General features: G+C 62.9%; 16 protein-coding genes and 1 pseudogene. 6 read left to right on the forward strand and 11 right to left on the reverse strand.

What is annotated here, in order from left to right:
• Positions 1-118: 118 nt before the first annotated feature.
• The 3 genes and pseudogenes from WP12_RS20505 to WP12_RS20515 all read right to left on the reverse strand — a co-directional run.
• A pseudogene (locus WP12_RS20505) lies at positions 119-388 on the reverse strand (DUF6927 domain-containing protein); the annotation flags it as partial.
• Positions 389-423: 35 nt separating this feature from the next.
• Complete coding sequence (locus WP12_RS20510; RefSeq protein WP_007015483.1) at positions 424-1,368, reverse strand: ArdC family protein; 945 nt, start codon at positions 1,366-1,368, stop codon at positions 424-426.
• 84 nt (positions 1,369-1,452) lie between these two features.
• On the reverse strand, positions 1,453-3,522 hold the full coding sequence (locus tag WP12_RS20515; RefSeq protein ID WP_007015482.1) for a ParB/RepB/Spo0J family partition protein: 2,070 nt from the start codon (positions 3,520-3,522) through the stop codon (positions 1,453-1,455).
• Between the two features lie 187 nt (positions 3,523-3,709).
• Here WP12_RS20515 and WP12_RS20520 point away from each other — a divergent pair, with 187 nt between their 5' ends.
• Positions 3,710-6,061 (forward strand): hypothetical protein, encoded by a 2,352-nt coding sequence (locus tag WP12_RS20520; RefSeq protein ID WP_007015481.1) that lies wholly within the window; start codon positions 3,710-3,712, stop codon positions 6,059-6,061.
• A 5-nt stretch (positions 6,062-6,066) separates the two neighbouring features.
• Positions 6,067-7,560: a septum formation inhibitor-activating ATPase gene (locus WP12_RS20525; RefSeq protein WP_235399222.1), complete on the forward strand. Its 1,494-nt coding sequence runs from the start codon at positions 6,067-6,069 to the stop codon at positions 7,558-7,560.
• A 213-nt stretch (positions 7,561-7,773) separates the two neighbouring features.
• Here WP12_RS20525 and WP12_RS20530 read toward each other — a convergent pair whose 3' ends face one another.
• The 6 genes from WP12_RS20530 to WP12_RS20550 form a co-directional block, all read right to left on the reverse strand.
• Complete coding sequence (locus WP12_RS20530; protein ID WP_046195534.1) at positions 7,774-11,736, reverse strand: strawberry notch family protein; 3,963 nt, start codon at positions 11,734-11,736, stop codon at positions 7,774-7,776.
• A 225-nt stretch (positions 11,737-11,961) separates the two neighbouring features.
• The gene (locus tag WP12_RS20535; RefSeq protein WP_046195535.1) at positions 11,962-13,071 is read right to left on the reverse strand and encodes an IS110 family transposase; all 1,110 of its coding nucleotides are present in this window, start codon (positions 13,069-13,071) and stop codon (positions 11,962-11,964) included.
• 92 nt (positions 13,072-13,163) lie between these two features.
• Positions 13,164-13,490: a hypothetical protein gene (locus WP12_RS20540; RefSeq protein ID WP_046195536.1), complete on the reverse strand. Its 327-nt coding sequence runs from the start codon at positions 13,488-13,490 to the stop codon at positions 13,164-13,166.
• A gap of 150 nt (positions 13,491-13,640) precedes the next feature.
• Positions 13,641-14,363, reverse strand: a complete 723-nt coding sequence (locus tag WP12_RS20545; RefSeq protein ID WP_200894566.1) for an NADP-dependent oxidoreductase — start codon at positions 14,361-14,363, stop codon at positions 13,641-13,643.
• Positions 14,258-14,647: an alcohol dehydrogenase catalytic domain-containing protein gene (locus WP12_RS26510; RefSeq protein WP_443027893.1), complete on the reverse strand. Its 390-nt coding sequence runs from the start codon at positions 14,645-14,647 to the stop codon at positions 14,258-14,260. Before WP12_RS26510 ends, WP12_RS20545 begins: the two co-directional genes overlap by 106 nt.
• A gap of 72 nt (positions 14,648-14,719) precedes the next feature.
• A complete protein-coding gene (locus WP12_RS20550; protein ID WP_007015476.1) occupies positions 14,720-15,565 on the reverse strand; it encodes a DUF7146 domain-containing protein in 846 nt (281 codons plus the stop codon).
• A gap of 528 nt (positions 15,566-16,093) precedes the next feature.
• Between WP12_RS20550 and WP12_RS20555 the strand changes: the two genes are divergently transcribed.
• The 3 genes from WP12_RS20555 (at position 16,094) to WP12_RS20565 (ending at position 19,562) form a co-directional block, all read left to right on the forward strand.
• Entirely contained in the window at positions 16,094-17,290 is a 1,197-nt protein-coding gene (locus tag WP12_RS20555) for an AAA family ATPase (RefSeq protein WP_007015475.1), read from the forward strand.
• On the forward strand, positions 17,287-18,366 hold the full coding sequence (locus WP12_RS20560; RefSeq protein WP_039858570.1) for a ParB/RepB/Spo0J family partition protein: 1,080 nt from the start codon (positions 17,287-17,289) through the stop codon (positions 18,364-18,366). The genes WP12_RS20555 and WP12_RS20560 overlap by 4 nt, the downstream gene beginning before the upstream one ends.
• A gap of 80 nt (positions 18,367-18,446) precedes the next feature.
• Positions 18,447-19,562, forward strand: coding sequence for a replication initiator protein A (locus WP12_RS20565; RefSeq protein ID WP_007015473.1), 1,116 nt, complete (start codon positions 18,447-18,449; stop codon positions 19,560-19,562).
• A gap of 2,255 nt (positions 19,563-21,817) precedes the next feature.
• On the opposite strand, the gene WP12_RS20570 is transcribed toward WP12_RS20565, so the two are convergent.
• On the reverse strand, positions 21,818-22,879 hold the full coding sequence (locus WP12_RS20570; protein ID WP_007015471.1) for a hypothetical protein: 1,062 nt from the start codon (positions 22,877-22,879) through the stop codon (positions 21,818-21,820).
• Between the two features lie 117 nt (positions 22,880-22,996).
• Between WP12_RS20570 and WP12_RS20575 the strand changes: the two genes are divergently transcribed.
• Entirely contained in the window at positions 22,997-23,284 is a 288-nt protein-coding gene (locus WP12_RS20575; RefSeq protein ID WP_046195538.1) for a hypothetical protein, read from the forward strand.
• On the opposite strand, the gene WP12_RS20580 is transcribed toward WP12_RS20575, so the two are convergent.
• Positions 23,251-24,117 carry a recombinase family protein gene (locus WP12_RS20580; protein ID WP_006961816.1) on the reverse strand — a complete coding sequence of 289 codons (867 nt, stop codon included), beginning with the start codon at positions 24,115-24,117 and terminating at the stop codon, positions 23,251-23,253. The genes WP12_RS20575 and WP12_RS20580 overlap by 34 nt on opposite strands.
• Positions 24,118-24,356 lie beyond the last annotated feature (239 nt).

Genomic DNA, 24,356 nt, shown 5'->3' on the forward strand with positions numbered 1-24,356 from the left:
TCCCCCGTCCGTTTCCGGATTTCAGGTCTTTCGGACCCGAGGTTAGCTTGGCGGGCAGAGGTTTCCTCAACTTACCTCATCATTACTGATACTCCTTTCAGCGCCACAACGGCGCACTGTCCTTGTATCCAAATTGGTGGCCATCGCGCGAACGCGGGTTCCAGCGCACCAGGCAAACGACGGCAAAGACGCTTCCGGGAACGCCGCCGACCAGTTCCTGGGCCGCGGCGTAATAGGTCCGGTTCCCGGGACAAGAGGACGCCAGCACCCGGAGCCCGCGGGTGGTGCCGTCGTCGAGCGTGCATTCGTAAGTCAGTTGCGCGTCGAGATAGGATTTGGCGCTCTTGTGGCCTCCCATCGACGTGAAGGGCATGAAAAGCCATCCCATGGTTGATTGTCCTTTCTGATGGTGAGAAGCCGACGTCAGGCTGCGAGCGCGGGTGCCGGCGCGTCATCCTCGTGGCATTCGCCTTCAGCTGCCGCGCTGCCGAAGCTCTTGAGGTAGGCGAAGGCCTGCTCTGCCTTGGCGGCCGCATGGATGATCGCGGTCTTGTCGCCGCGCAGGATCCCGAGCCAATGCCCGACATAGCTCGCATGGCGATCGTGCAGCACATTCGGCAGACCCAGATCCGCGCAGCAGAGCCCCGCCCCGATTTCGGCGACGAGCTCTTCGAACGCATACGCCTTGTCGCCGAAGCGCTTGCCGAACGTGCGGGCCAGCCTGTCGGAGTGGCCCGACCAATGGACGGTCTCGTGACATCTCGTCGACGCGTACAGATCCATGCTGCGAAACGAGGTTCGGCTGGGCATCTGGATATGGTCAAAGGTCGGCGTGAAGTAGGCTTGGTTGCCGCCATGGCGAACGTCGGCGGGGATCGCGTCGAAGAAGGCGTCGATCGCCGCCTGGCGGGTGGAGGGTTCCACCGGCGTTTCCGGTTCTTCGGGGGCGTAGAAATAGGCCGGGAGCGCGTCGATCTGGTCGGCATTGAAGACGACGTAGTGGCGAAGGAAGCGGATGTTCTTCTCGACCTCCTTGCCGGTTTCGGGATGCTCCTCGGTTTTCTTGAACGACGAATAATAGACCGAGATCGCGCCGGTCTCGCCGCGCCGGACATTGGCGCCGAGCGCCTCGGCCTGGCGATAGGTCATCCAGAAGCGCGAACGGTAGCCCATCGCGTCGCCGAGCGCCCAGAGATAGAGCGTGTTGATGCCGGTGTAAGGCGTCCCGCAGTGCCGGAGCGGGCGGCCGCCGGCGCCGCTGCATCGCCAGGGTCTCGACCAGGGCGGAACGCCCTCCTCTAGCTTGCGGATGATGAGATCCGTGATTTCCGCGGCGACGTCGCGGCTGGATCGACGTGAAGCTGACATGGTGAGAACTCCGCTGTGCGGGAAAGGGAAACCGCCGACGCGTGTCTGCGCGCCGGCGGTCAGCACTCCAGGAGGTGAGAGGCGTCAGGCCGCGAGCGCGTCCTGATCGTCCAGCTGAGGTTCGCCATCGGCGTCGTTCACCGCGACCGTGTCCTGATCGCCACCCTGGTCCTCGGGTTCGTCGTCGACATCGAGATCGTCGGCGGGCGCAGAATCGAGGAACTTCATCGCGTTCGGCACCCAGGCGAGCGCCGCGTCGCGAACCTCCGGCTCGACGATCGCTTCGCCGGCGAAAAGCTTGGCGCACGATTCCGAGATTTCGGACTTCTTCATCGTCGCGTGACGCGCCGTGAGCGCCGCACCGCCGACATCGGCGAGCAAGGTCAGGATCGAACCCTTGCTGACCCGGTCGAAGAAGTTCTCCGAGGTCGGCCGCCACCAGCTTGCGACATCGATTTCCATGATGGTCGCAAGCCGGTTTTGCAGCGGGGACTGCTCGGCGCGGGAATTTGGCGCTTCGAGCGACATCGCGACGATATAGGCGAGCCAGGCCGCCTTGGCGTCGTCGTCGAGACCGCGGAAGGCCTCGAACCGGTCGACCTGCGACTGGTACTCGGTCCAGCCGGCATCGAGCCCGTCATGGGCTTCGGCGAGATAGCTACGGGCGCGGGTCGCAGGCTGCTCGCCGGTGACCGGGTCCTGGGGCGAGCGAGCGCGAATGGTCGAGCCATAGGCGCTTTCGGCGGTCATGCGATCGTCGATCATGACGAAGAGCGCATAATCGAGCGCGAGGGCCGGGTGGCTGAGGAGCGTCGCCGCCAGGACGTCGCGCCGCTGCATCGCGAGCTCGTCGTAGAGCCGCGCGCTGAGCGGCTTGCCGCCCGGAGCCACCGCTTCCGGCCGGGAGGCCGGGGTCGCGGATTCCCTGCCGGCACCGCTCGGCCGGCCGCGCGAACCTTTGTCCGCGGTGTCGCCCGTCTCGTCCTCGGTGCCGCCGATCCGGATAGCCTCCTCGCTGTAATATTCGGCGTCGAGCACCATTTCGCCCTTGGGCGTCAGCTTGAGGAAGGCGCCGACCAGCGGCCGCAGTTCGTCCGGCAGAACTGGCGCGACCTTGCGGATCGCAAGCTCCTCGGCGCTGAGCGCGTCATATTCCTGGTCCAGCGCCTTATACGCGTCCTCGCCGATGGCTTCGTCGTCCATCGCCACGGAAATCGCCTGCTGACGCTCCGCGATCGCCTCGAGCCGGGCCTGCTGTTCCTCGGTCGGGTCCGCGGTGGGCAGGATGACGCGATAGAGGCCGGCGGCGGCGCTGTGGGTATAGTTGGACGCGATCGGACGGATCCAGCCAAGGCCGAGCTCCTCGCCGACAAGCTTGGCTTCTGCCTCCATGATGTCCGCGGCGAGCCGCTGCGCGATCTCGGGATTGACCCACTTGTCGCCGCTGTCGCTGAAGAGGTCGCGATCGACCTTGCCGCCGGCGTCCGCGTAGCGGTCCTCGCCGACCAGGATGGCGACGGGATCGGTCGAGTTCATGGTCTCGTTGGCGATAACACGGCGGATGGTGTCGGCGTTGGAATAGCTGGTGCCGTAGCTGTTCCAGACGAGCAGCTGCTTCTCCTGGTTCTCTGTCGACGCATAGGCCTTGGCGACGTCGAGCGTGATCGTGCCTTCGCTCAGCGCCTCGAAGATCGGCTCGGCGAGCGTCGCAAGGCGCAGGCGGCCCTCGACGAAGCGGCGGGTGAGGCCGAAGCGTTTGGCAACGCCGTCGATGTCGCCCGTCAGCCCAATGAAATACTGGAACGCCCGGCATTCCTCGGCCGGCGTCATCTTGAGCTGGTGGAAGTTGGCCGCCGTCGAAGTCTCGGACAGGGTCGCCTCGTCACCGACCAGGACCTTCACGGGAACGTCATAGGTCTCGGGGTCGATCACGCCGCGCTCGGCGAGCAGGCGCAGGCCGCGCAGGCGGCGGCCGCCGTCGAACACCTCGAAGGTGCCGCGCGGTTTCCGGACGGGGGTGACAAGCAGGTTCTGCAGGACTCCGCGCGCTTCGAGATCGGCCGCCATCTGCGGGATTTCGAGCAGTTCGTCGGGTCGCTTGCGGACGTTGATGGGTGAAAGCGTGAGCTTGGCGAGCTTAACGGATGCGGTCATGGGAAGGAGCTCCATCTGGCGTCCGGATCATCCCGGACACCAGCTCCGTCCCCCCCTTCCCTTTCCCCGATTGGCTTACGGCGAACCAGCGAGCTGCAGAGCCGCCGAGCGATCGCTTTTCGGTCCAGCTTCGATTTTTACTGTCGGTGAACTGGCGAGCGATTAGGCTGGAACCAAGGGGGTACGTGTGAATCCGCTCGATCTGATCTCGGCAGCGCCGTGGAAGCGTGCTGCCTTCACGACCTATGCGCTTTCGCTGTCGTTCTTCGAGGCAGTGCTTCTCGACGCGCTGCTTCGCGGGGGTAGCCGCAATGCTCTCATCCTGGCCGATCCGGAAGGCGTGCGCGCCGGCCTGAGCGAGGAAGGTGCGCGCAGGGTCGGCCGCGACTATGAGATCGAAGCCGTCGCCTGCGCAAATCAAGGGGTGTTCCACGCAAAAGTGGGCGCGCTGTTCGGCGATGATGATGCTCATCTGCTCGTCGGATCGGGCAACCTGACTTTCGCGGGCTGGGGCGGCAATCTCGAGCTGGTCGAGCATCTGCACCCAAGCTTCGCGGCGGATGCATTCGACGATGCGGCGGCGTTTTTCGAACAGCTCGCCGCGTCGGCTCAGATCATCACGACGGCAGGGCCTGCCTGCGAGACGATTGCCGGCTTTCTGCGACGATCGGCGCAGGGACAGCCGCGGACGGGCCATATCCATGTGGTGCACAGCCTCGATGCGCCGATCGCGGAACAGCTCGCGCTCTATGCCGACGACCTTGGCGGCGTGACCCGCCTTACGGCGGTCTCGCCCTATTACGATCTACGCGCCGACGGGCTGGATGCGCTCGCGACACTGCTGGGTATCGAAAAAGCGCATCTCCATGCCCATCCCGCAGGAACGGTCCGCGGTCCGGGCTCGAATGCCTGGCCCTTCGAGGGCGGACCCAAGTGGCAGCCGGTCGACGTGGCTGACGCGTTCGGCCACGATGACAGACCGCTCCATGCCAAGTCGATCGAACTGGTTTGCCGCAAGGGACGCCTCCTTCTCAGCGGCAGCGCCAATGTGACGCATGCCGGTCTGTTCGGGCGAAACGTCGAGGCCGGGGTGCTCCGGGTCCAGCGGGGCAGCAAGAGCTACTGGGTGACGGCCCCGGGAACGGCCCCTGCCCGCCTCCCGGCAGACGCGCTGGACGAGAACGAGACGAGCGACTCCGCGATCGGAATCCTGAGCGCCTCGCTGGAAGGAGAACGGATAGCGGGCCGCGCGCTGACACCGAGGCTTGGCGGGAACGCAAGCGCCGTGCTGCGAACCCCCAGGGGATCCCATGCGCTGGGTCCGGTCGTGGTCTCTGGCGACGGCCATTTCCAGCTCGATGCGCCGGGCATCGAATTAGAAAGCTGGGAAAACGGTCGTCTGATCCTCGGACTCGAGCAGGGCGGCCGACGCTGGGAAGGCTTCGTGTCGATTGCGGCGGCGCTCGAGCTGATCCGGCGCACAGGTTCGATCGCCACGCGGCTCATGGCGATGCTCGCCGGCACCGAAACGCCGACCGACGTCGCCGCCATCCTGGCGTGGTTTCGCGAGGATCCGAGTCGCATGCCCGCATCGCTCGGCATCGGCGGTGGCGGTAGTGGCGGCCGGCCAGACGGGATCGAAGGCGTGGTGACGCTCGCCGACCTCAATGCGGCTGCCCTCGGCGCTAACTTGCTGTCGGCAGCGCCCGGAGAGGAAACATCGTCCGCATGGCGCCACACCATGGCTCTGATCCGTGCCGTGTTTAGACAATCGCGGGGCCCCTGGGGCGCCGGCGGCGAAACCGACGATGATGACGACGACGATGAGAAGGACCGCGAGAAGCGAGCGAGGTCCGAAGAAGCGGCGAACTATCGGTCGCTCCAGATCTTCGACGAACTCCTGATGACCATGCTGGCGCCTGAGGCCGCGGGTCGTAACGCGCTCATGGCGCTGTCGCTGTCGCATTTCCTGGCCGACCGGATCAGACCGGCACCGGCCAAGGTGCAACTCTGGCTCGACAAGGTGTTGCCGCAGATCGCCGCGCTTGACAGCCCCGAAAGCGACCTCGCCGCCGCTTCCATCCTCCTTCATCATGCCGCCGGCCGACGGGACGACAATGCCATTCGGGCGCGACGCTATTTCCTGCGTCGCGGGATCGATCCGGCCACCATTGCCGTCTCTCCAGATGTGATCCCGGCTTTCATGGCGTTGCTCGGCCAAGGCATCGACCTGGACGGCTTTCTCGGCGAAGTGCTGACGGCAAGGACCATGGGCGAGCAGATCGACGCCTATCTTGCCGCCAGCGATGGGCATGGTCCCGATGTCGGATTTGATAGCCTTCGCTCGTCGCCGCACTGGCCCAGTCTTGACCGGGCGCTGCGCGATCCCGCGTCGTTCGCCAAGCTGATGATACTCGAGACCTTCAGAGCGTCGTGCCCTCGTTGCAATATGAGGCTTCCCCTTGCGGCCGGAGAGGATCTGCGGCTGCGGGGATTGGCGAGCTGCTGTGGCCGAATCCTGCTTAATCGGGATTGCTGATCGTGATGGATCTGAACGAACTCCTCGACGTCGCACGCACCGCCGGCGAACCCCGTCCGGTCGACAGAAGCAAGATCGGCATGGGGGGTGTGGATCCGCTCGGTCTGCGCCAGATCAATTTCGGCCTGATGGACCGGGTGCTCCCTGACCTCAACAACGTGGCAAGCCACATCCGGCCCTATACGCTGATGGCCTGGGCCTGGCGGCGTGTCCGCCATATCCTGGAGCGCGGAAGGCGACAGAGCGCGCAGCCCGAGGAAATGCGCGATTTCGTCGACCGGATCGAGGCGATCTACGCCTGGTCCCAGTTCCTGATCGATCCCAAAGCCGACATACCCGGAGCACAGGCCATGCGCCCGATGCTGGATGCCGTGCGCTATCGGTTTGGCGGCGAGGAATGGGAAGCCCGGCGTAACATGCGACGCTATTCCACCGGTTTCATATCGCCTCTGAACTACGGCCCGAGCCTGCGCACGATGGGATGGTTGATCCCGATCGAGGGCGCCGCTGGCATATTCCAGCCCGATCCCGCCCTCGAGCCGGTGCTCGACGCTTTCGAAAAGCGCTTCGAGGCGGAATTGGATCACGAGGCGTTCCATCGCTTCGGAAGCGTCAGCGTGAAGCGGGCGGACGCCGAGCGCTGGGGTAAACTCTGGACGATGGACAAGCCTCGCGCGGCCGAAGCGAAGGCCATGTTCACCAGGCTCGGCGGCGAACGCGCGGCGCCCGCCCGCCAGAAAGGCGTCGCTCTGATCCAGGCTGCCTATGCGGATCTCGCGGACGAGGAGGCGACTTACGAGGACATCAGAATGCGCATGGCCGATCGGGCCGACGCATGGAACAGTGCGAACGACCGCCCGATCGCGGCGGACGAATGGCGAGCGGTCCAGATCCGGCAGCTGTTCCGGCTCGCGCTCGAAGGCCTGTTCTATTGGACGATCGGCGCGCTTCTACCTGGCCCTCGCTCCACCGGGCAACTCGCACAGGCCTTCATCGATGCCGTGGATGAGACGTCGAAGGCGGATAGCGCTGGAGACTGGATTCTCGTGTCGAAGGACACCGCGAATCCTGTCCAACGTCTTCGCTCCCTGCAGAAAGTCCTGCGCGACCAGGAACAGCTTCCGGCTGCCATTGTCGCAGCCCTTGCTCTCTGCCTCCGGGAAGCGCCGAACCAGGGCCATCCCTTCGAGAATCCCGATCGATTGCCCCTCAGCCGTGCCAAGAGGGAGGCGGAAGGCTGGCGTGAGCTCTCGCCGGCCGGCTTCGTCGGGCGCGTGCTCGAGATCTGGATCATGGCGCAGCATGCCTATTGGTCCGTGGGACGGGGCCTGGCCGACGCTCGCAATCGGGGCAAGACGATCCTCCGTTTGCGGATTGTCATGGATGAGGGCGGATGGACGCTCACGCCGGGCACGACGCGCCAGGGCAATCCTCCAGAGCCGACACCCGACCGCCTCGAAACGGCTACAAGCCTACTCGTCGAATGCGGTCGACTATAGATCGACGGGAGTGTCATCTTCGTGCAAGGGATTGGTCGTTATCCGCGAACTCATGTCCCCGCGGCCTGGGGACTTTCGAGGCGAAGGCACTCGCGGGTCAGGCAGAGCACGGACCGCCGACAACGTCTCTGCGAGCTGCCACCGCGTGTTGCGGCCCGCTTTTTGGAAGTTTTTCCGTGTTTTGCAAATGACGATTCGGGCTTCGGCAGACACTTAACCGAGCATCTGGCCGAGGATCGCCTCTGCCGACGGCATCGGTACGAAAACCCGCGTGCGATACTGGATCACTTCGGTGAAGCAGCCGATCGACTTGAGCCAAGGCAGCCGCTCGTGTGGGCAACCCACCAGCTCGATCCGCTGCGAACCGTTGACGACCGAGCGCTTGATGGTGAGCGGGAACGGGTGCGAGACATCGACGCTGCGCCCCGCCGAGACTGCCTTGGCGATGGCGTCGGGCGGGAGCGTATCAGAACGATCGATCCCGAGCTTGGTGAAGAGCTGGGGCACATGATCGTCGAACACGAGGCGCCCCAGCCAGGACTGCCCTTCCCCATCAACGATGCGGTTGACCGCCATATGATCGCTCGGCAGGGCTGACCAGATCGGCAGCAACAGGCCCGTCGCGAGCCGGATCGTCTCGCTGTCGACGGTTTCCCGGGCTATTTCGACTTCCCTCGTCCATTCGGTGCTGAACGTCACGCGGTCGACTTCCTCCCAGGAGGACTCGTAGAGGTCGTCCTCGCGCATATATTCGTTGCGCGTCGGTCGCATCATCTCGACGCGCGCAATGGGCGTCCCCTCCTTCTCCTCCATGAGCGATCGCGCCCGGGTCCGAAGCGCGGCCTTCCCCGACTTGCGGTTGATCATGAAGCCGGCGCTGCCGTCGCCGTCGGCAATGCGCAGGATGCGCTCGAGGGACACGGGGTTGCGCCGCCGCGCTATCTCGATGGTGAGGAGATGCGAGGTGGCCCCGGTGCGTGGATCGGTACGCAGCACGACGTCGTCGATCAGCGTGGCCTTGTCGACGAGGATCGTCTCGACGCCGACGTCGAGCCGTCCTGCCTCGCGCGCGGCCGAGACGCGTGTTTCGATCAGCGACAGGAATTCGTCGAAGATGCTGTTCTGCAGCGCGATCGGCAGCGCGAGGATTCGATTGAGCCAGCGCTGGATCGGCGGCATCTCGTCCTTGAGGACGCCATCCTTGTCGCAGAGCTCGAGGCCGGTACGATGCTGGAAGTCGTCGAGCGTGGTGCTTGAGAGCTTGCCGGCCGCGAGCAGGTCGAACCAGGAGAGGAGCGCCGCGCAGGCATATTCGCTTTCGAGGTTGTCGGCCGGGTCGAACAGCCCCTGCCCACCCGTCTGGCGCTGGCCGCGCGTGAGCGCGCCGAGACTGTCGAGGCGCCGCGCGATCGTGCTGGTGAAGCGCAACTCGCCCTTGCAGTCGGTCGTCACCGGGCGGAACAGCGGCGTGGTCGCCTGATGCGTGCGGTGGGTCCGGCCGAGGCCCTGGATCGCGCGATCGGCGCGCCAACCGGGTTCGAGCAACAGGTGGACGCGCTGCTCCTGGTTCAGAACATCAAGCGAGGCATGGTAGCTTCGGCCCGTGCCGCCGGCGTCGGAGAAGACCAGCATGCGCTTCTTGCCGGCCATGAACGCGGCGGCTTCGGCCTGGCTCGTCCGGGCCGATCGGCTCTCAAGCTTCTGCCGGCCGTCGCTTGCCGTGATGAGGCGCTTGGTGCGGCCGGTGACCTCGGCGACATTGTCGTGGCCGAAATGCTCGAGCAGAGCGTCCAGCGCGGACATGATGGGCGGCATGGCGCAAAGTTTCTCGATGAGAGCATCGCGCGCGGCTTCCGCCTCGGGATTGTAGACCGGATGCCCATCGTCACCCACCATCGGCAATGAGCGCGGCGTGCCAGTGTCGTCCTTGAAGACCTGCATTTGCCGGGTCGGAAAAGCCCGCTCGAGGTAGTCGATAATGTACTCACGGGGGCTCAAATCAATTTCCAGCGTCGCGCGCTCGTCGGGCGAGAGATCGCCCAACCGCCGGTTGAGGATCGATTCCGCGGTGGTCACGAGTTGGAGGACCACCGATTGCCCTGCTGCCAGATGGGCTTTCGCCGCCGCGATCACGGTCGGAAGCTTCATGCTGAGAAGGAGTTGGCCGAAGAAGCGCTGCTTGGTTGACTCGAACCGCGAGCGCGCCGACGCCTTGGCGCCGCTGTTGAGGGTCGCATTTTCGAGCCCGTCGACCACGGCCGTCAATTCGAGGGCATGCTCCATGTTGCGGTGGATGATGCCCCAGGCGTCGGCATAGGCGTCGTAGATCGCGATCTGCTCGCGCGTCAGTTCATGCCGCAGGATGTCATATTCGACGCCGGCAAAGCTCAGCGCGCGGGCGGTGTAGAGGCCGAGCGCCTTCAGGTCGCGAGCGACGAGCTCCATCGCGGCGATGCCGCCCTTGCGGATTCCCGAGATGAACTGCTCGCGGTTGCTGAAGGCGGTTTCCGGCCCCCACAGACCCAGCCGCACGGCATAGGCGAGGTTATTGACGTCGGAGGCGCCGGTTGCCGAGGCGTAGAGGACGCGCGCGCCGGGCAGATGATTCTGGAGCAGCACGCCGGAGATGCCCTGCTGCGAGCCCTCCTTCTTGCCGAGCGCGCCTTCGCCGCCGGCGACGCCGCCCATCTCGTGCGCCTCGTCGAAGCCGATCACGCCTTCAAAGTCGTCGCCTGCCCAGTCGATGACCTGCTGGAGACGGCTATGATCGCCGCGTGCCGAACGAAGCGTCGGGTAGGTGACGAAGAGCACGCCCTGCTCCAGCGGTATCGCCTGGTCGATTTTCCAGTTGGAGAGAGGCTGGATGTCGGCCGCGAGACCGCCGAGAGCAGTCCAATCACGGCGCGCGTCTTCGAGCAGCGCCTCGTTCTTCGAAATCCAGATGTTCCGGCGGCGCCCGGCGAGCCAGCTGTCGAGGATGCACGCGGCAACCTGCCGCCCCTTCCCCGCCCCGGTGCCGTCGCCGAGGAAATAGCCCATGCGATAGGCGCGGCCATCCTGCGCTTCCTCGAGCCCGACACCTTCCTTGGCGGGCCTGAACTTCCCCGGCAGAAACTGGTCCCAAGCATGTCCCGCATAGACGACGGTTTCGAGCTGCGAGGCCGACAGCAGACGTTCGGAGACTGTGCGTTCGGGGAGCCGCGGCACATAGGCCGGGATCGGCGCCGCGATCGAGCCCATCGCGACGGATTCGACCAGGGCGGTCGGATGTTCGCCGGCCGCGTCGAAGGTGATCCGGCTCGGGCGATAGGGAAGATAGACGCCGACCTGGTCGAGCAGCGGCGCGGGCGTCTCGAGCGGCGCGTAGTCGACGGGCAGCACGTTGTTGCGGACCGGAACGTAATAGGGCCGCGGCTGCGCGCGATTGCTCTTCATGGCGCGGAACAGTGAGGGGCTGCTCGATCGCTTGGGAGCCGGTGCCGATGGCGCTGCGAGGGTCCCGCGCTCGTGAATCGTGAGCGCGCCGATGAGCTCGCGGATGGAGGTGCGCTGGATCGTCGCGGGAATGGTCGTGCCGGGGACCTTGTCGATCACGAACAGCCGGACCGCGATGCTGGTGCCATGCTTCAGATAGCATTTCTCGAGTCGCACCGAGGTCCGCACGCTGACATCGCGCAGCGTGGTCTCGAAGAGATCACGCATCCGCGCATTGGGACCGAACCAGTCGGGCATGATCGCAACCAGACGGCCGCCGCCGCGCAGCCGGCGAAGCGCTGCCTGGAGATGGCGGACGGCGGCGTGGGCGTCGGCGCCTAGCCCGACCGACCGCGAGAATGGCGGGTTCATGAGGATCAGACTGGGGCGCGTTGCCGCCGCCAGGCTGGAGTTGATCGTGGCGCCGTCGTGGCCGGTGACGGCCGCGTCCGGGAAAATGTCTGCAAGGCGGGCCCGGCGAGCCGATGCATATTCGTTGAGCTGGAGCGCGCCATAGTCCCGGCAATGCGCCACGAGGAGCCCGTTGCCGGCGCTCGGCTCGAGGATGACATCGTCTCTCTGGATGTTGGCGAGGAGAACCGCGACCGCGGCGAGATCGATGGGCGTCGAGAATTCCGATGACCATTCGTCAAGAGGATAAGCACGGCTTTCCCGCCGCCCGGCTTGAATGCCGTTCGTCATGATAGTTCTCCTTGCGATGTTGGCAGAGGTCAGGGCACCCGACTTATTCGACGGTTGCTCAAACTCCGATGCGGGGATCGAAACCCCATTATGGTAAGCGTCAGAGGCGTTCGTTCATTCTGCTGTCAGATGTCCGGCATGATCCGGATCTCAATTCTCGACCGACGGTTTGCCTCATCCCGCGTCAGATGCCCTGGCCACTAACAACATCACGCGCATTTTTTGTCAGGCAGTCTTCGGCATCGCGCTGATCGCTGTCGCCCAGATGAAGCCGACCAGTTCGCGGGCAACTGCGGCTGCGGCCACGGTGCTGCGCTTTCCCCGCCCTTCAAGACGCCGAAACCGCTTGTTCAGCCTGACTTGGGCCTTCCAGCCGATGTCTTTCAGTTCCTGGCTATAGTCTTGCCGTTTCAGCATGAGATCGACACCGACCTTGGGGGGCCATTTGTAAGCCCAGGCCGCCTCGACAAGCATCACTCTGGCGATCTTGTTACCTGCCTTCGTGATCCCTCCGGGCCGTTGCTTGCTGCCGCTGGAATATTCACTGGGAACCAATCCGAGATAAGCCATCAATTTTCGCGGACTCGCAAACCGCGAGAAGTCGCCAATCTCCGCGGCCAGCGTTGTAGCGATGACCATTCCGATCCCCTTGAACACCTGCAGGGCATGGACCACCGGAGCCAGCGCCCAACCTGGGATCAGATCGGCCATCTGGTCTTCGATCTCGGCCTTGCGTGCTTCGGCCTGCTCAAGGCGATTGATATAACTCTGCAGTGCGAACTTCTGCGCGGCGTGATCAAACTTAAGAGATGTCAGCCATTTCCGGTATCGCAAGCACCACGCCTTCGACTTGCAGTGCAGCCCATGTTTTAGCAGGAACATCCGTATCAATGCGCGAGCTGCTCTAACATCCTGCGAGGCCACCTGACGGGCACGGACAAGGTCACGCATCGCCTCATGGGTCGCATCCGGCACCCACACGTATGTGAGTTCACCCGCACGAAGCAACCGGGCAAGCATCAGCGCATCCCTTGTGTCGTTCTTCACCCTTTCGCCTGGCCGTTTTGGCGTATGGCTCGGTGCCACGATCCGGCAGCAGATTCCCATCTCTGTGAGCTGTCGATAGATTCCGTAACCGCAAGGGCCTGCTTCATAGGTCACCTCGATCTTGCCATGACGTCGGACCAGCTTCCGCATCAAACGCGAAACCGCGTCGGGCGAGTTGACGATCGTTCCGTACATGCGGAGTTCACCGTCACGCCCTGCGTCCGCGATCGCGACCGATATGCTATCCTTATGGACGTCCAATCCGATAAAAGCGTTGTATTCTTCCATGCCATCTCCTCCGGCTGCGGACCGAAGAAGAGTGCGGACCGCGATCACTCACCGGCGATTCTGACCCACGTGCACTGAAGCGCCAAGAATGGTCATGCCATCTGCTGCCATTCGATCTGGTCCTCGCTGCGAACGGTCTGGGTAGGCAGCCGGTCAAGGAGATCGCAGGCGGCTCCGACATCATCGAGCGAGTGGAGGGGATAGGGGCCGAACTGGAGATGGTGCGCGAGCGCGTGTTCGAGGATCTCGAAGCTATCACGCTGGGTCCAGAAGCCATCGGCGTCCGTTCCCCCGAAACCCTCGATCATTGCCGCGTTGAGATCCGCGCGGGTGATCGGGTCGGTCGCACGCAGGCGATCGGCAAGAATGACGGCCGCGCGGCGTTCAGCCGCGGTGGCGGTATCGAAGAGATCGGACATGGTGGGGTCTCCGGACTGGCTGCCCCATCGGCAGCATCAATCCTCCGACCCCCCTCCCCTTCTCATTGCGCTGTGTTGGCCATGTTCTGGGGCAGGGGCCTTGGAAGCGGAACAGCCATAGTGTGAAGCGCCGGAATCTGTCCCAGCCCGTCAGGCCGGCATCTGCACCACGATCTTGCCCTTCGCGTGCCCGGATTCGAGATGCACGAATGCGTCCGCTATGTCGGCGAAGGGAAACACGCGGTCGATCACAGGCTCGAGCTTCTTCTCTTCGATGAGGCCGCCGAGTTCGGCAAGCTCAGGTCCGCTCGGATGCATGAACAGATATCGATAGGTGACGCCGTGCTTCTTTGCCTGCGCGCGGAGCCGATAGCTCACCGCCCAGAACAGCGCGGTGAGCAAAAAGCCCCCGCCGAGATCCTGTCTTGCTGTCTGCGGTTCGGGCATGCCGGCGATCGAAACGACCTTCCCGCCAGGCTTCACGACCTGGAACGACTTCATGAGGGTATCCCCGCCGATCAGGTCGAAGACACCGTCCATGTCGCGCACATGATCCTCGAAACGCTGTGACGTGTAGTCGATCACGACGTCGGCACCGAGGCGCTCGACCAGTGCCCTGCCCCGCTCTGAAGCCGTGGTCGTAACCTCGGCGCCGAGCCATCTGGCAATCTGGATGGCAAATGTGCCGACGCCTCCGGCACCGCCGGGGATGAACACGCGGCTCCCCGGCCTGAGCTGCAATTCGTCACGAAGGGCCTGAAGCGCAGTCAGGCCCGCAAGTGGCACGCCTGCGGCCACAGCGAAATCAAGCGTCGCGGGCATCCTGGCCAAAAGGCCTTCCGGCACGACGGTGTAGTCTGCGAACGCGCCCATGGATTCCTTGGGCATCCGCGCGAAGACGCGATCACCAGGAGCGAATTGTGTCCTGGCTGTCGGGGACGTCTCGACGACGCCGGCAAGTTCGTTCCCATCGTGATCGGCAAGGGATAGCGCTGGACGATTTTCAGCATGCCCTCACGCGTCTTGAAGTCGACGGGATTTAGGCCGGCCGCATGCACACGAACCAGGATTTCACCCGGCCCGGGTTCGGGACGCGGAATCTCGCGAACTACTGTCGCCTCGGGGCCCCCATAGCCTGTCAGCATAAAGGCCTTCATGGTCGTATCATGCCTGAGATCGGCCGGCGTTGATAGATTCCTCCTTCAAGAGGTTGGAGGGGTGACGGCCCCTCATGCTGCCATGCGTCTCTCGAGCACCCTTGCCCAATCCTTGATGCCGCGCGGCGGCGGCATTCGTTCAATCGTGAGGCCCGGGCGAGCGTAGAACTGCTCGGCCTGGTCGGCAGCGCGGGCGCCTTCCGCATCGTTATCCTGGGCGAGGATGAGGGTTTGAAGTTGCTCCGGCAGCCGGATCTGGTGAAGGCGCCTCGCTCCGAGACTTGCCCAGCATGGAAGCGCATTGAGAATGGTGAAGGCGCGCGCGGTCTCGAAGCCTTCGGCGAGTGCGAGGACGGCGGCGCCCCGCCCTCCTCCCTGCCACGCGCCCGCCGCCGGCCGACCGAGCATGAGCTTCATGCGATAGCGCGCCGTTGTCGGATCGAGGAATATTCGCTGCACGGCTGTCAGGCGCCGCCCTTCTCGCACCGCCACAAGAAGAGCCGGGTGGAAGCTTGTCCAGGGCTTTGGCCGGTACGGGCATCGCGGATGGAAACGGAGATCCTCGGTCATCGGCGCAAGGTAGCGCGACGCGAGATAGCGTTCCGCCAGCGTACCTTCGAGGGAAAGGGCGTCATCCCATAGCCGGTTTGCATTGCCGGACGAGACCGCCGAAACATCGGTGTAGCTGAAATGATTGCGGATCGGTACGCGCCGGAGTTCGCGCAGGATGTCTTCTCGATCGCACCCGGCGAAACAGGTCACCAGGATGCCGCGATTACCCTGGCGGATCGACAGGCTTGGGGTGCTGTCGGAATGCGACGGGCACAGGCACATCGCGGTTCTTCCATGCCAGGTGCCACCAAGTGCGCCAACGAGATCGATGAGTTGCTGGGAAGGTCGTTCGGCTGTGAGGGCCATGATCGGCTCCTTTCACAACCTCGTCCCCCCTCCCCTTCTCCTCGGCCGGCCTCTAGCGCATCATTTCGGATGCTATTGAAAAGCTAAGCCCAACGGACCGTGCAATGAGGCGTGTCACAAAATCTTTTGATGACAAAGAATAGCCCTGGCTGGTGCCGAGTCGGTGTGGATTTAGATCCTCCTCCCCTGTGCGCTGTGTCTGCGGAGAAACTTTGAGGCGATTCGCGTTGCTTTGGATTGGCGTCGGCCGGGCGTGCAAGTCTGACGATATTTGCGGATAAGTCCTTGAGCATGGCGTGCAGGTGGGCGACTCATCTTGATTTTCGGGAGGGTTTCTAGGTGAAATGATACTTCCCGAACGGTCCGGGACTCGGCGGCGACAAGGAGGCCTGTCCCTGAGTGCCGCAGATCCTGCCGCCCTATTTGACTAACTACCCTGTATTTGGCATAGCTGTCCGGGATTAGGGGCCATTATGCGGTAATTTTCACGAACCGTGGCCGGTTTGGGTTCAAGAAGGGGACATGCCCATGCTGTCGGGTCAGATTCTCGATGCGATGATAACCTCGTGCGAGAATGCCAAGACGGTCCTGCGGCAAGCGGCTATCGATCCATCCGATCGCAAAACGCTGAACATTTCAATGGGGGCAACCGTCGCCGCTGAATTGCTCGGGCGAACGCCGGAAGCGCTTTCCAAGGCGGAGGCGCGTGGCCGACTGCCCGCTCCCAAGACGGCAGCCAATGGACGCCGGTTTTACACAGTCGAGGACTTGATCGCGATCCGCGAGAAGCTGGGCATCAAGATGGGCAAATTGCCCTCGGAACGAGCCGTCGTGATCGCCGTGCAGAACTTCAAGGGCGGCGTCAGCAAATCGACGACGGGCAAGCATCTCGCAGATTATCTGGCGCTGCGGGGTTACCGAGTGCTCGTGGTCGATTGCGATCCCCAGGCCTCGATGAGTGTGATGTTCGACGTCAATCTCGAGGCATTGGTGGACGAGACGCATACGCTCTCGAACTTCCTCTCGCCGCGTATCGACGAAGCCGATTCGCTGCGAAAGACGATCCAGAAGACCGCCTGGCCCAATATCGATATCTGCCCGGCGAACCTGGGCCTGCAGGACACCGAATGGGAACTGACCGCAACCATCGAGGAAGGCCCGACCGCCATTGCCGGCGCGTTCAGGATGTTGAGGATCGGCCTGGAAGAAGTGCGGCACGATTATGATGTCGTGATCCTCGATCCTCCCCCGGCCATGGGCTTTTTGGGTGTGAACACGTTGACGGCTGCGGACGGCTTGCTGATCCCCGTGCCGGCCCGGCAGCTCGACTATCTTTCGACGATCCATTTCATGCAGACCTGTCGGGAAGCGATGGACCTCGTCTCGAAGTTCGATACTTCGATCGACTACGGGTTCATTCGTGTCGTCTGCACCATGTTCCAGCCCAACAGGACCAACGAAGCGCAGATGCTTCAGGTCATGGAGAAAACCTACGCCGGTCAGATGCTATCGACGCCGATCCTCCTGTCGGAAGAGATCAAGAATGCCGGTCTGTCGATGTCGTCGATCTACGAGATTAACAAGCCATACGGATCACACCAGACCTACACGCGGTGCCGCGACAACCTCAACATGGTGTTTCGCGAGATCGAAAAGGATATTTGCAAACAGTGGCCGTCGCGGATGGCGCAGGTCGGCACCGACAGACTGACGGAGGCGGCATGAGCAGCGCTGGGGGCAGGCGTCGCAGTCTACTGGCGAGCGCCATCGAGAGCATCGGGACGACCCCTGCCCCGACTTCCGTGCCAGAGGCGGTCGACGCCGAAGTGCTGGTCGATCGCGACAAGCCCGTCGACGAGCCGTCCACACCCTCTTTTTTGGAGCGGCGCGGTATTGCGTTCGACGAGATTGCACGCACCGTCAAACGCCCGACGATCCGTCTGAAGCCCTCGGAATGCTCTATCTGGCCGGGGAACGCTCGCGATCATGCAGCTCTGAGCTACGAACGCTGTGCGTCGCTCATCGACTCCATCCGGGAGGAAGGATCCAACCGCGAGCCGGTTGTTGTGCGGCGGACGCCGAACGCCGACAATCCCTATGAGTTGATCGTCGGCACCCGCCGCCATTTCTCGGTTTCATGGCTACATGCCAACAACCATAGCGAAATCGAGCTCGTTGCTCGTATCGAGACGCTTGACGATGAGGCCGCATTCCGGCTCGCAGATCTTGAAAACCGCGAGCGCGAGGACGTCACTGATCTCGAACGGGCGCGCAATTACAGGCACGCCGTAGATGCCTATTACAACGGCGTGCGCACGCAGATGGCCGATCGCTTGGCGATCCCCAAGCAGAACCTCCACAACCTCCTCCAGCTAGCGGAGTTGCCGGACGAAGTTGTAGCAGCGTTTGCTGAGCCTGGAGACGTCAAGGTCCGGCACGGCATGCGGCTCTCCCCGTTGCTGAAGAACGAGCAGTACCGCGACGCGATCATCGCCGCGGCTGTGGCGCTGCGTGCGGAGCAGCAGGCGCTGAAGGATGCCGGGAGCGACAAGATAGAGGGGATCAAGGTTTGCGAGCGCCTGGCTGCAGCCGCGGCGACGCCTGCGGTGTCGAAGATGCCCCCTCCCCGAGCCAAGCCCGCCCTCACCGCCGCTTCAGGCAAGGAGATCGGCCAGATCCTCGCCGATACACGGGCTAAGGGTATTACCATCAACATCAATCCAAAGGGCGCAGCTTCGGTCGAGGAGATTCTCGAAGCGCTTCGCCCTGCCATTGAAAGTGCGAAGTTCAGTCGGAATTAGGCAGAAATCTGATTTAAGTGTTTATTTTCAATTAGTTGGCTCCCGGTAAAATGCGTTTTACCGACGCCACGGGACACGAGATGCAACAGGATCACCGCGAAGACGGTCAGGTAGACCTCTTTCTCCCTCAGCTGACTGCGCTTCCTCTCCGGGATCAGCGCGAGACGATGGAGCGGCCCTTTTTCTCGCTGTCCAAGCGCAAGCGGCTCAAGCCGATCGACTATGTAAGCCCCGATCGAAAGATCACGGTCCACGTCTCCGCGAACTCGGAATATGGCCTGGCGACCATCTACGATCTCGATATCCTGATCTACTGCGCGTCGGTTTTGATCGAGCACAAGCGCCGGGGTACCAACGATATCCCTCAGACGCTGCACGTCGTTCCGTACGATATGCTGAAGACGCTCAAGCGCGAGGTCGGCGGACGCGCTTACGATCTCCTGGGAAATGCGCTCGACCGTCTCCAATCGACGACGGTGAAGACGAACATTCGTTCGGGGGATGCTGTCGAGACCACCTTCTCCTGGATCGACAGCTACAGCCAGCTCAAGGATCGTTCGGGCACTGTCCGCGGGATGAGGATCACACTCGCTAAATGGTTCTACGACGGTGTCCTGATGGACGGCGGCGTGCTCGCCATCGACCCCGCCTATTTCTCGATGACTGGCGGCCGCGAACGCTGGCTCTATCGGGTCGCGCGCAAGCATGCCGGTGGGGCCGGTAGGGATGGCTTCGCCATCTCAATGCCCACGCTCTTCGAGAAGTCAGGGGCAGAAGGCGACTATCGGCGCTTCAAGTTCGAAATGACCAAGATCGCCCGGGAAAACGATCTGCCGGGCTATTCGCTGGAGATCGAACAGCGTGACGATGCCGAACCGCTGTTGCGTATGATTCGGCGCGATCGCGAGCTGTCCGAGGAGGGTAAGCCCTCCCCTGCCCTCACCCAGGTTTCGCCTCCGGTCGCCAAGGCTAAAGCACCTGAGGAGGCCTCGATCTCCTTCCCCACGAGCGGCCATATTTCACATTCGGCATTTGGTGCGATCGCCCGCGCCAACCTGCCGAGCCCGCAACGCGACCATGGCCTCGTGGGAGACGACTTCCGGACCTTCTTGCGTCAACGCGAGATCGCGTTTGATGCGAAGAACATCACGCAGATTTTCGCCACCTTTTGCGCGAAGCAGCGCCCTGTAAACTGATCAACGTACACGCCCGCCAGCGTAACGGTCCTTCAGGAACACGCTCGTAAATGCGCGGCACGTCCAGGCCAAACATCCAGCTGGGCGTTCCTGAAGTAACGAGTTGTGGTTCAGATCTCAACGCACATGGTTTTATGGGCAGTCGGTGGAAGACCGTGAGGCAGGCATTGGCGGACTTTTAGCGGCCGCCCTTGCCCGCACAGCATCCGCCTCGGACCTGTTTACCAGCCCTTCAACCCGGCGATGCAGACATGCAGCTCGTCCGCACGGTACTTGAGGAACGGTGCTGTCGGTCGGAATTCCTGATCACATTAGCCTTGCCGGAACGCCGTGTGTCGAATTCGCGATGATCGACGTAGGCGAGGTCGCGTCCACAAGGTGCGTCACACGTCGGCGGAGGACATGCGGTCTTCGTAACAGGCGGTCGTGTTGTCGATCTTGTGTTTCCATTCGGCAGCAAGCTCAAGGTCGAGCAGCGTCCCGCACCATGGCATCCCAGACGCCTTGCCCCGGCCAACGCCAGAACCGCACATTGACCCAGGTCCACTTGCCATAGCGGCCCTGCATGCCGCCCTACGGAAATCCAACCCGCAGGAAATGTCGGTGAGACAGCGTCAATGTCACCGGCACCCACCATATCGACACCGCGCAGCGAAAGCAGCCGCCAAGCTTCCTATTGAGCCGTCGTCGGATCGTCGTGATCCGTACAAGCTCTGAGCAGAGGAATTCGGTGTCAGGATCCGAGCGGTAAGGGGGCTCTTCTTACGAACACGGCGTAGGGGAGGGAAGGATCTGGCCTCGCTGTATTTGGTGCCGTTCCTGAAATACCGTGTCGGCTCCAAATGGGCGGAAGCGGGTCTCGTGCAAAATGCACGCCTCGCGACCATCGCCCCGCCGGGAATGCGTTCCCAATGTACCGTTCAAGAAGTGGCCGCCATCGCCGAAAGCTCAACAATACGAGCCACGGAATGGCGGGGCCGCGACCGTTCGGCTTGAGAATGCGCCGACACTGCCGCCCGACGACGCCGCAGTCCAGCGATCCGTTCCTAAAGGACCGTCGTTGAGTCGTGTGAGGATTCGCCACTTGCTAAGGCAGTCGCCATTGGGCACGTCGAAGCTTGGGAGAGCGCCCCCAATGTCGCCCACTCAACTTTCAGCGCCAGACGATCAAAGTGGCCGGAACCCACGGAAAACAGGCAGATTCGGGCTGAGTAAAACACGTTTTACCGAGTTGGTCAGGCCTGCCTGCTGCAGAGTTCGGCACGGTATTTCAGGAACGGAGCACGGTACATGAGGAACCGAATCACGGTTCATCGGGAACGGCTTGCAGGGTATTTCAGGAACGGTGAAACGGTATAACGGGAACGGACTTATGGTTACGACTCGCACTGACTCGGCGAGTCGCGGAATGTTCATCCACAGCCTAACTTTTTATCCTATTCTCTAAAGAGATTAACGGCGCCTGCGGCGTTTCCTGTCTTTGAAAAACTAAGACGAAAGAAGGGCAGGGATTGACCGCCTCCTCTAACTGCATAACCCCGTCGAGCCGCACCGCCGTCGTCGGCGCCTCGTCGCCGCGCACCTGACCCCGGTCAATCACCACCGACCGCTGCTCGTCCCGTTGGCAACGTTTAGGGACATTTTGATCCGGTTGTCACTGGGAACAACGCAAGGTACTTCCGCCGAAACAGCGCTGAGAGACCAGAACAAAATACGAAATGCCGCAAAAAGCCGCCCAGAGCCCGCTGAGCGCGTTGCCAGCGCCCGACGTCCCTTGGGAAGCAAAGTACCCCAGACCGCGCTGTACGGGCTTCCTGGCAAGGCATCACCAGAGCGCATTCTGCCTGAAACGACACTTATAACCCGTCACAGGCCGGATCTGAGCATGCACGCCAAGTAGCGGGGTCAGCCATCGCGCATAGCAGCAACCACTTCCCACAAATTGGCAGCAGGCATAGTTGGTGCCGGTCTATCATCACAGGCACCTCCACGTCGAATTTCTCGAAGCAGTGGAAAGCCGATGCTGGGAAGGGGAGGGACGCCTGCGCAGTCCGCTGACAGGCTATGCGCAGCCAAGTTTGATGGCGATGCGCAGCAGGTCGGCCGATCGCCAGTCCCGCGCTGACCGAAAGAGAGCCTCGCGCCCTCTGGTCGTCGCAGCGCTTTGCGACTTGCCGTCCCATTTTACAGTCGCATCAACCGAAAGAACGGCAATCTCACGCTAGTCTGAAAGGAGGGATGGTACGTGGGTGAGGTCAAACAGGGATCGAGTCATCGCCGGCGCGCCCGATCGCCGAAGCAACGCCCGCGCCACGTCGAAGAAGCTCGTCGATATTCGCCATCTCCTGATCGAAAGCGTCGAACACGTCCGCCAGCCCCCGGTTTGCGGGAAGGGAAGGGGGTTCATTGCGGGGACGGCCGCGCTTGGGCGCTGCATAGCCAAATTCGACGGCGAGGTCGGTGCTCAGGAACACGCGCCATGTGCGCCTCTGGGTGATTTCGATGAGCAGACCACAGGCAACACCGCGGGTGAGGAGCTTGCTGGCGCCGGCCACGCTCATGCTCAGCAGCTCGGATACCGATCGGGGCGAGAGCAGGGGCCGGTGATGGAGGAGCGCCGCGAGCGCGGGTAGGACTCCCGGTCGATATTCGGCAACGATCGCGCGCTGCGCATCGCGATGGAGCCGCTCGAGATCGTGCAGGCGTTCCAAGTTTGCAGTGACGCTATGCTCGAGGCCGCGTAGCGCGGCGTGCCAGTCTTCGTCGCTGATCGTCCGCTTGAACCGAAACGCTTTCACGCCGCCAGCGAGACAGGGCAGGGGGGTGGCGGCAAGCCCGCGGTCGCGCAGCGCGAAGGGCAGGCCAAGCCAGGGCTTGATGCTGTGGTCGATCCGCGCGAGCTGGCGCACGGTGTCGAGCGCGCGGACAAGGGGCGGATGCTCGGCCGCCGTCGCGGGTTCCCCGATCGCGGTCGGGAGCTGGTCGCGCCAGGCCAGCGTGTCCGGATCGTCGAGCGCCGCGCGCCATTGGTCGAAGCGGTCGAACAGGTCGAGATGGCTGGGAAGGGCAGGGCGTCCGGGCACTTTGAGGCCACAGCCCCACGAAAATACGTCGATTTCCTCGACCTCGGCTGATTGCAGTTGCAGCGCCTTCGCGTAGCCGGTCCACGCGGTGCGTATCGCCCACGGTTTGGCTACAGGACTGACGGTAAACCGGGCGTCGAGCCGCCCGATCGCCGTCGAACACGATGCTATCGCCGCGACCATTTTCGGGGTATAATCAGGTCCGTAGCGGGCGGTGACGGGTCGGCTTTCCATAGCCAATAGTGAACTGAAATCATCTCTCGGTAAAGTATGCCGGGACGCACAGTGTTGATAATAGATCATTATCAACACCCTATACTTTAGAAAGTGACCGCGCTAATCCTCGTCCCCATGACCACTGACCCGCCCGAACCGCTGGCGCTGCCGTCGCCGGCGGCCGCGCCGCCCGATCCGTCGGTGGCGCAAGTCGTCGAGGACGTGCGCGATCTGGTCGGCGCCGGCATCCGCCTCGATCAAGAACTGGTTGCGGCCGCGGTGCGGGGCTGGTCCAACAATACGCGCCGCGCCTTCTGCTCGGACCTGGCCCAGTCGGCCCGAAGCTGCGATTTTGGCCATGTTGAAGAACAAAGATTGAACATGGCGATCTACCAGGCTCGCTCTTGTCCTCCAATCTCGTAAACATCGGTCTCGATCGAGCACCTGTAGCTCTCTGCGATGTTGAACATCTCTGTCTGGAGAGATGCGATCTCATCATCGAGGCTGACGCCATCGGCACCCTGATCATAGGCGACGGTCAGCGTGTAATCGCAGTTCCCGGTCTTTTGCATCTGGTAATCCCGCTCCAGCATCGCCTCAATGCGCTCGCGAGCGGGCTTTCTGCCACGACCATGCTTGTTGAAGTTCTCGATGGTCAGATGCAGGGCGATGGTGACAGAAGGCGGCTTTTCCGGCAGCCCGATCCTTGAAGGAATGACGTCAAGCGCCCGATAGACGGTCATTCTTGAGATCTTGAGGTCGCGCGCGACGCTGGCCTTGCTCGCGCCGGCGGTGATCCGGCGTCGGATTTCATCGTCATCGATGTTTTTCTTCCGGCCTTTGTAGACGCCTTCGGCGCGCGCCGCCTCGATCCCGGCGCGCTGCCGGTCCTTGATGAACGTCAGTTCCATGTCCGCGACCATGCCCAGAATGGTGATCACCATCCGCCCCATGCTTCCGGCCGTCGTCACCTCCGGCTCAAGCACCCGCAATGAGGCTCCCTTCTGGTCGAGTTCATGAACCAGATTGAGAACATCGCGTGTGGAGCGACCGAGCCGATCGAGACGCAGGACGACGAGTTCGTCATCGGCGCGCAGGAACTGCATGATCGTCTCAAGCTCCGTGCGTCCAGTGCGCGATGCGCCCGAGCCTGTTTCGGAGCGGAGGATTTCACAGCCCGCTGCCTTCAACCGGGCAACCTGGATGTCGAGATCCTGGTCGATGGTGCTGACGCGGGCGTAGCCGACGCGGGTCATGGGCAAATCCGTCACATTAGGGTGGCTTTGCCCTCGTACAGTAACATTGGTGACGGAACCACCCTTTTGTGACATGTCGTATATGTCACTTCCGATCGTCACGTTCGGGTGCACCCAAATGGTGCGAGCGGAAAGGCCCCGGTCAGGCAGCAAGCCGCCCAAAATCGATCCGGCTATTCAGATCGAGGTCGAAGCGGCCATAAGGATTGACGTGGCTGTAAATCAGCGGTGTGAGGCCG

Origin of the sequence: Sphingomonas sp. SRS2 (assembly GCF_000971055.1) — a bacterium.
GTDB lineage: Bacteria > Pseudomonadota > Alphaproteobacteria > Sphingomonadales > Sphingomonadaceae > Rhizorhabdus.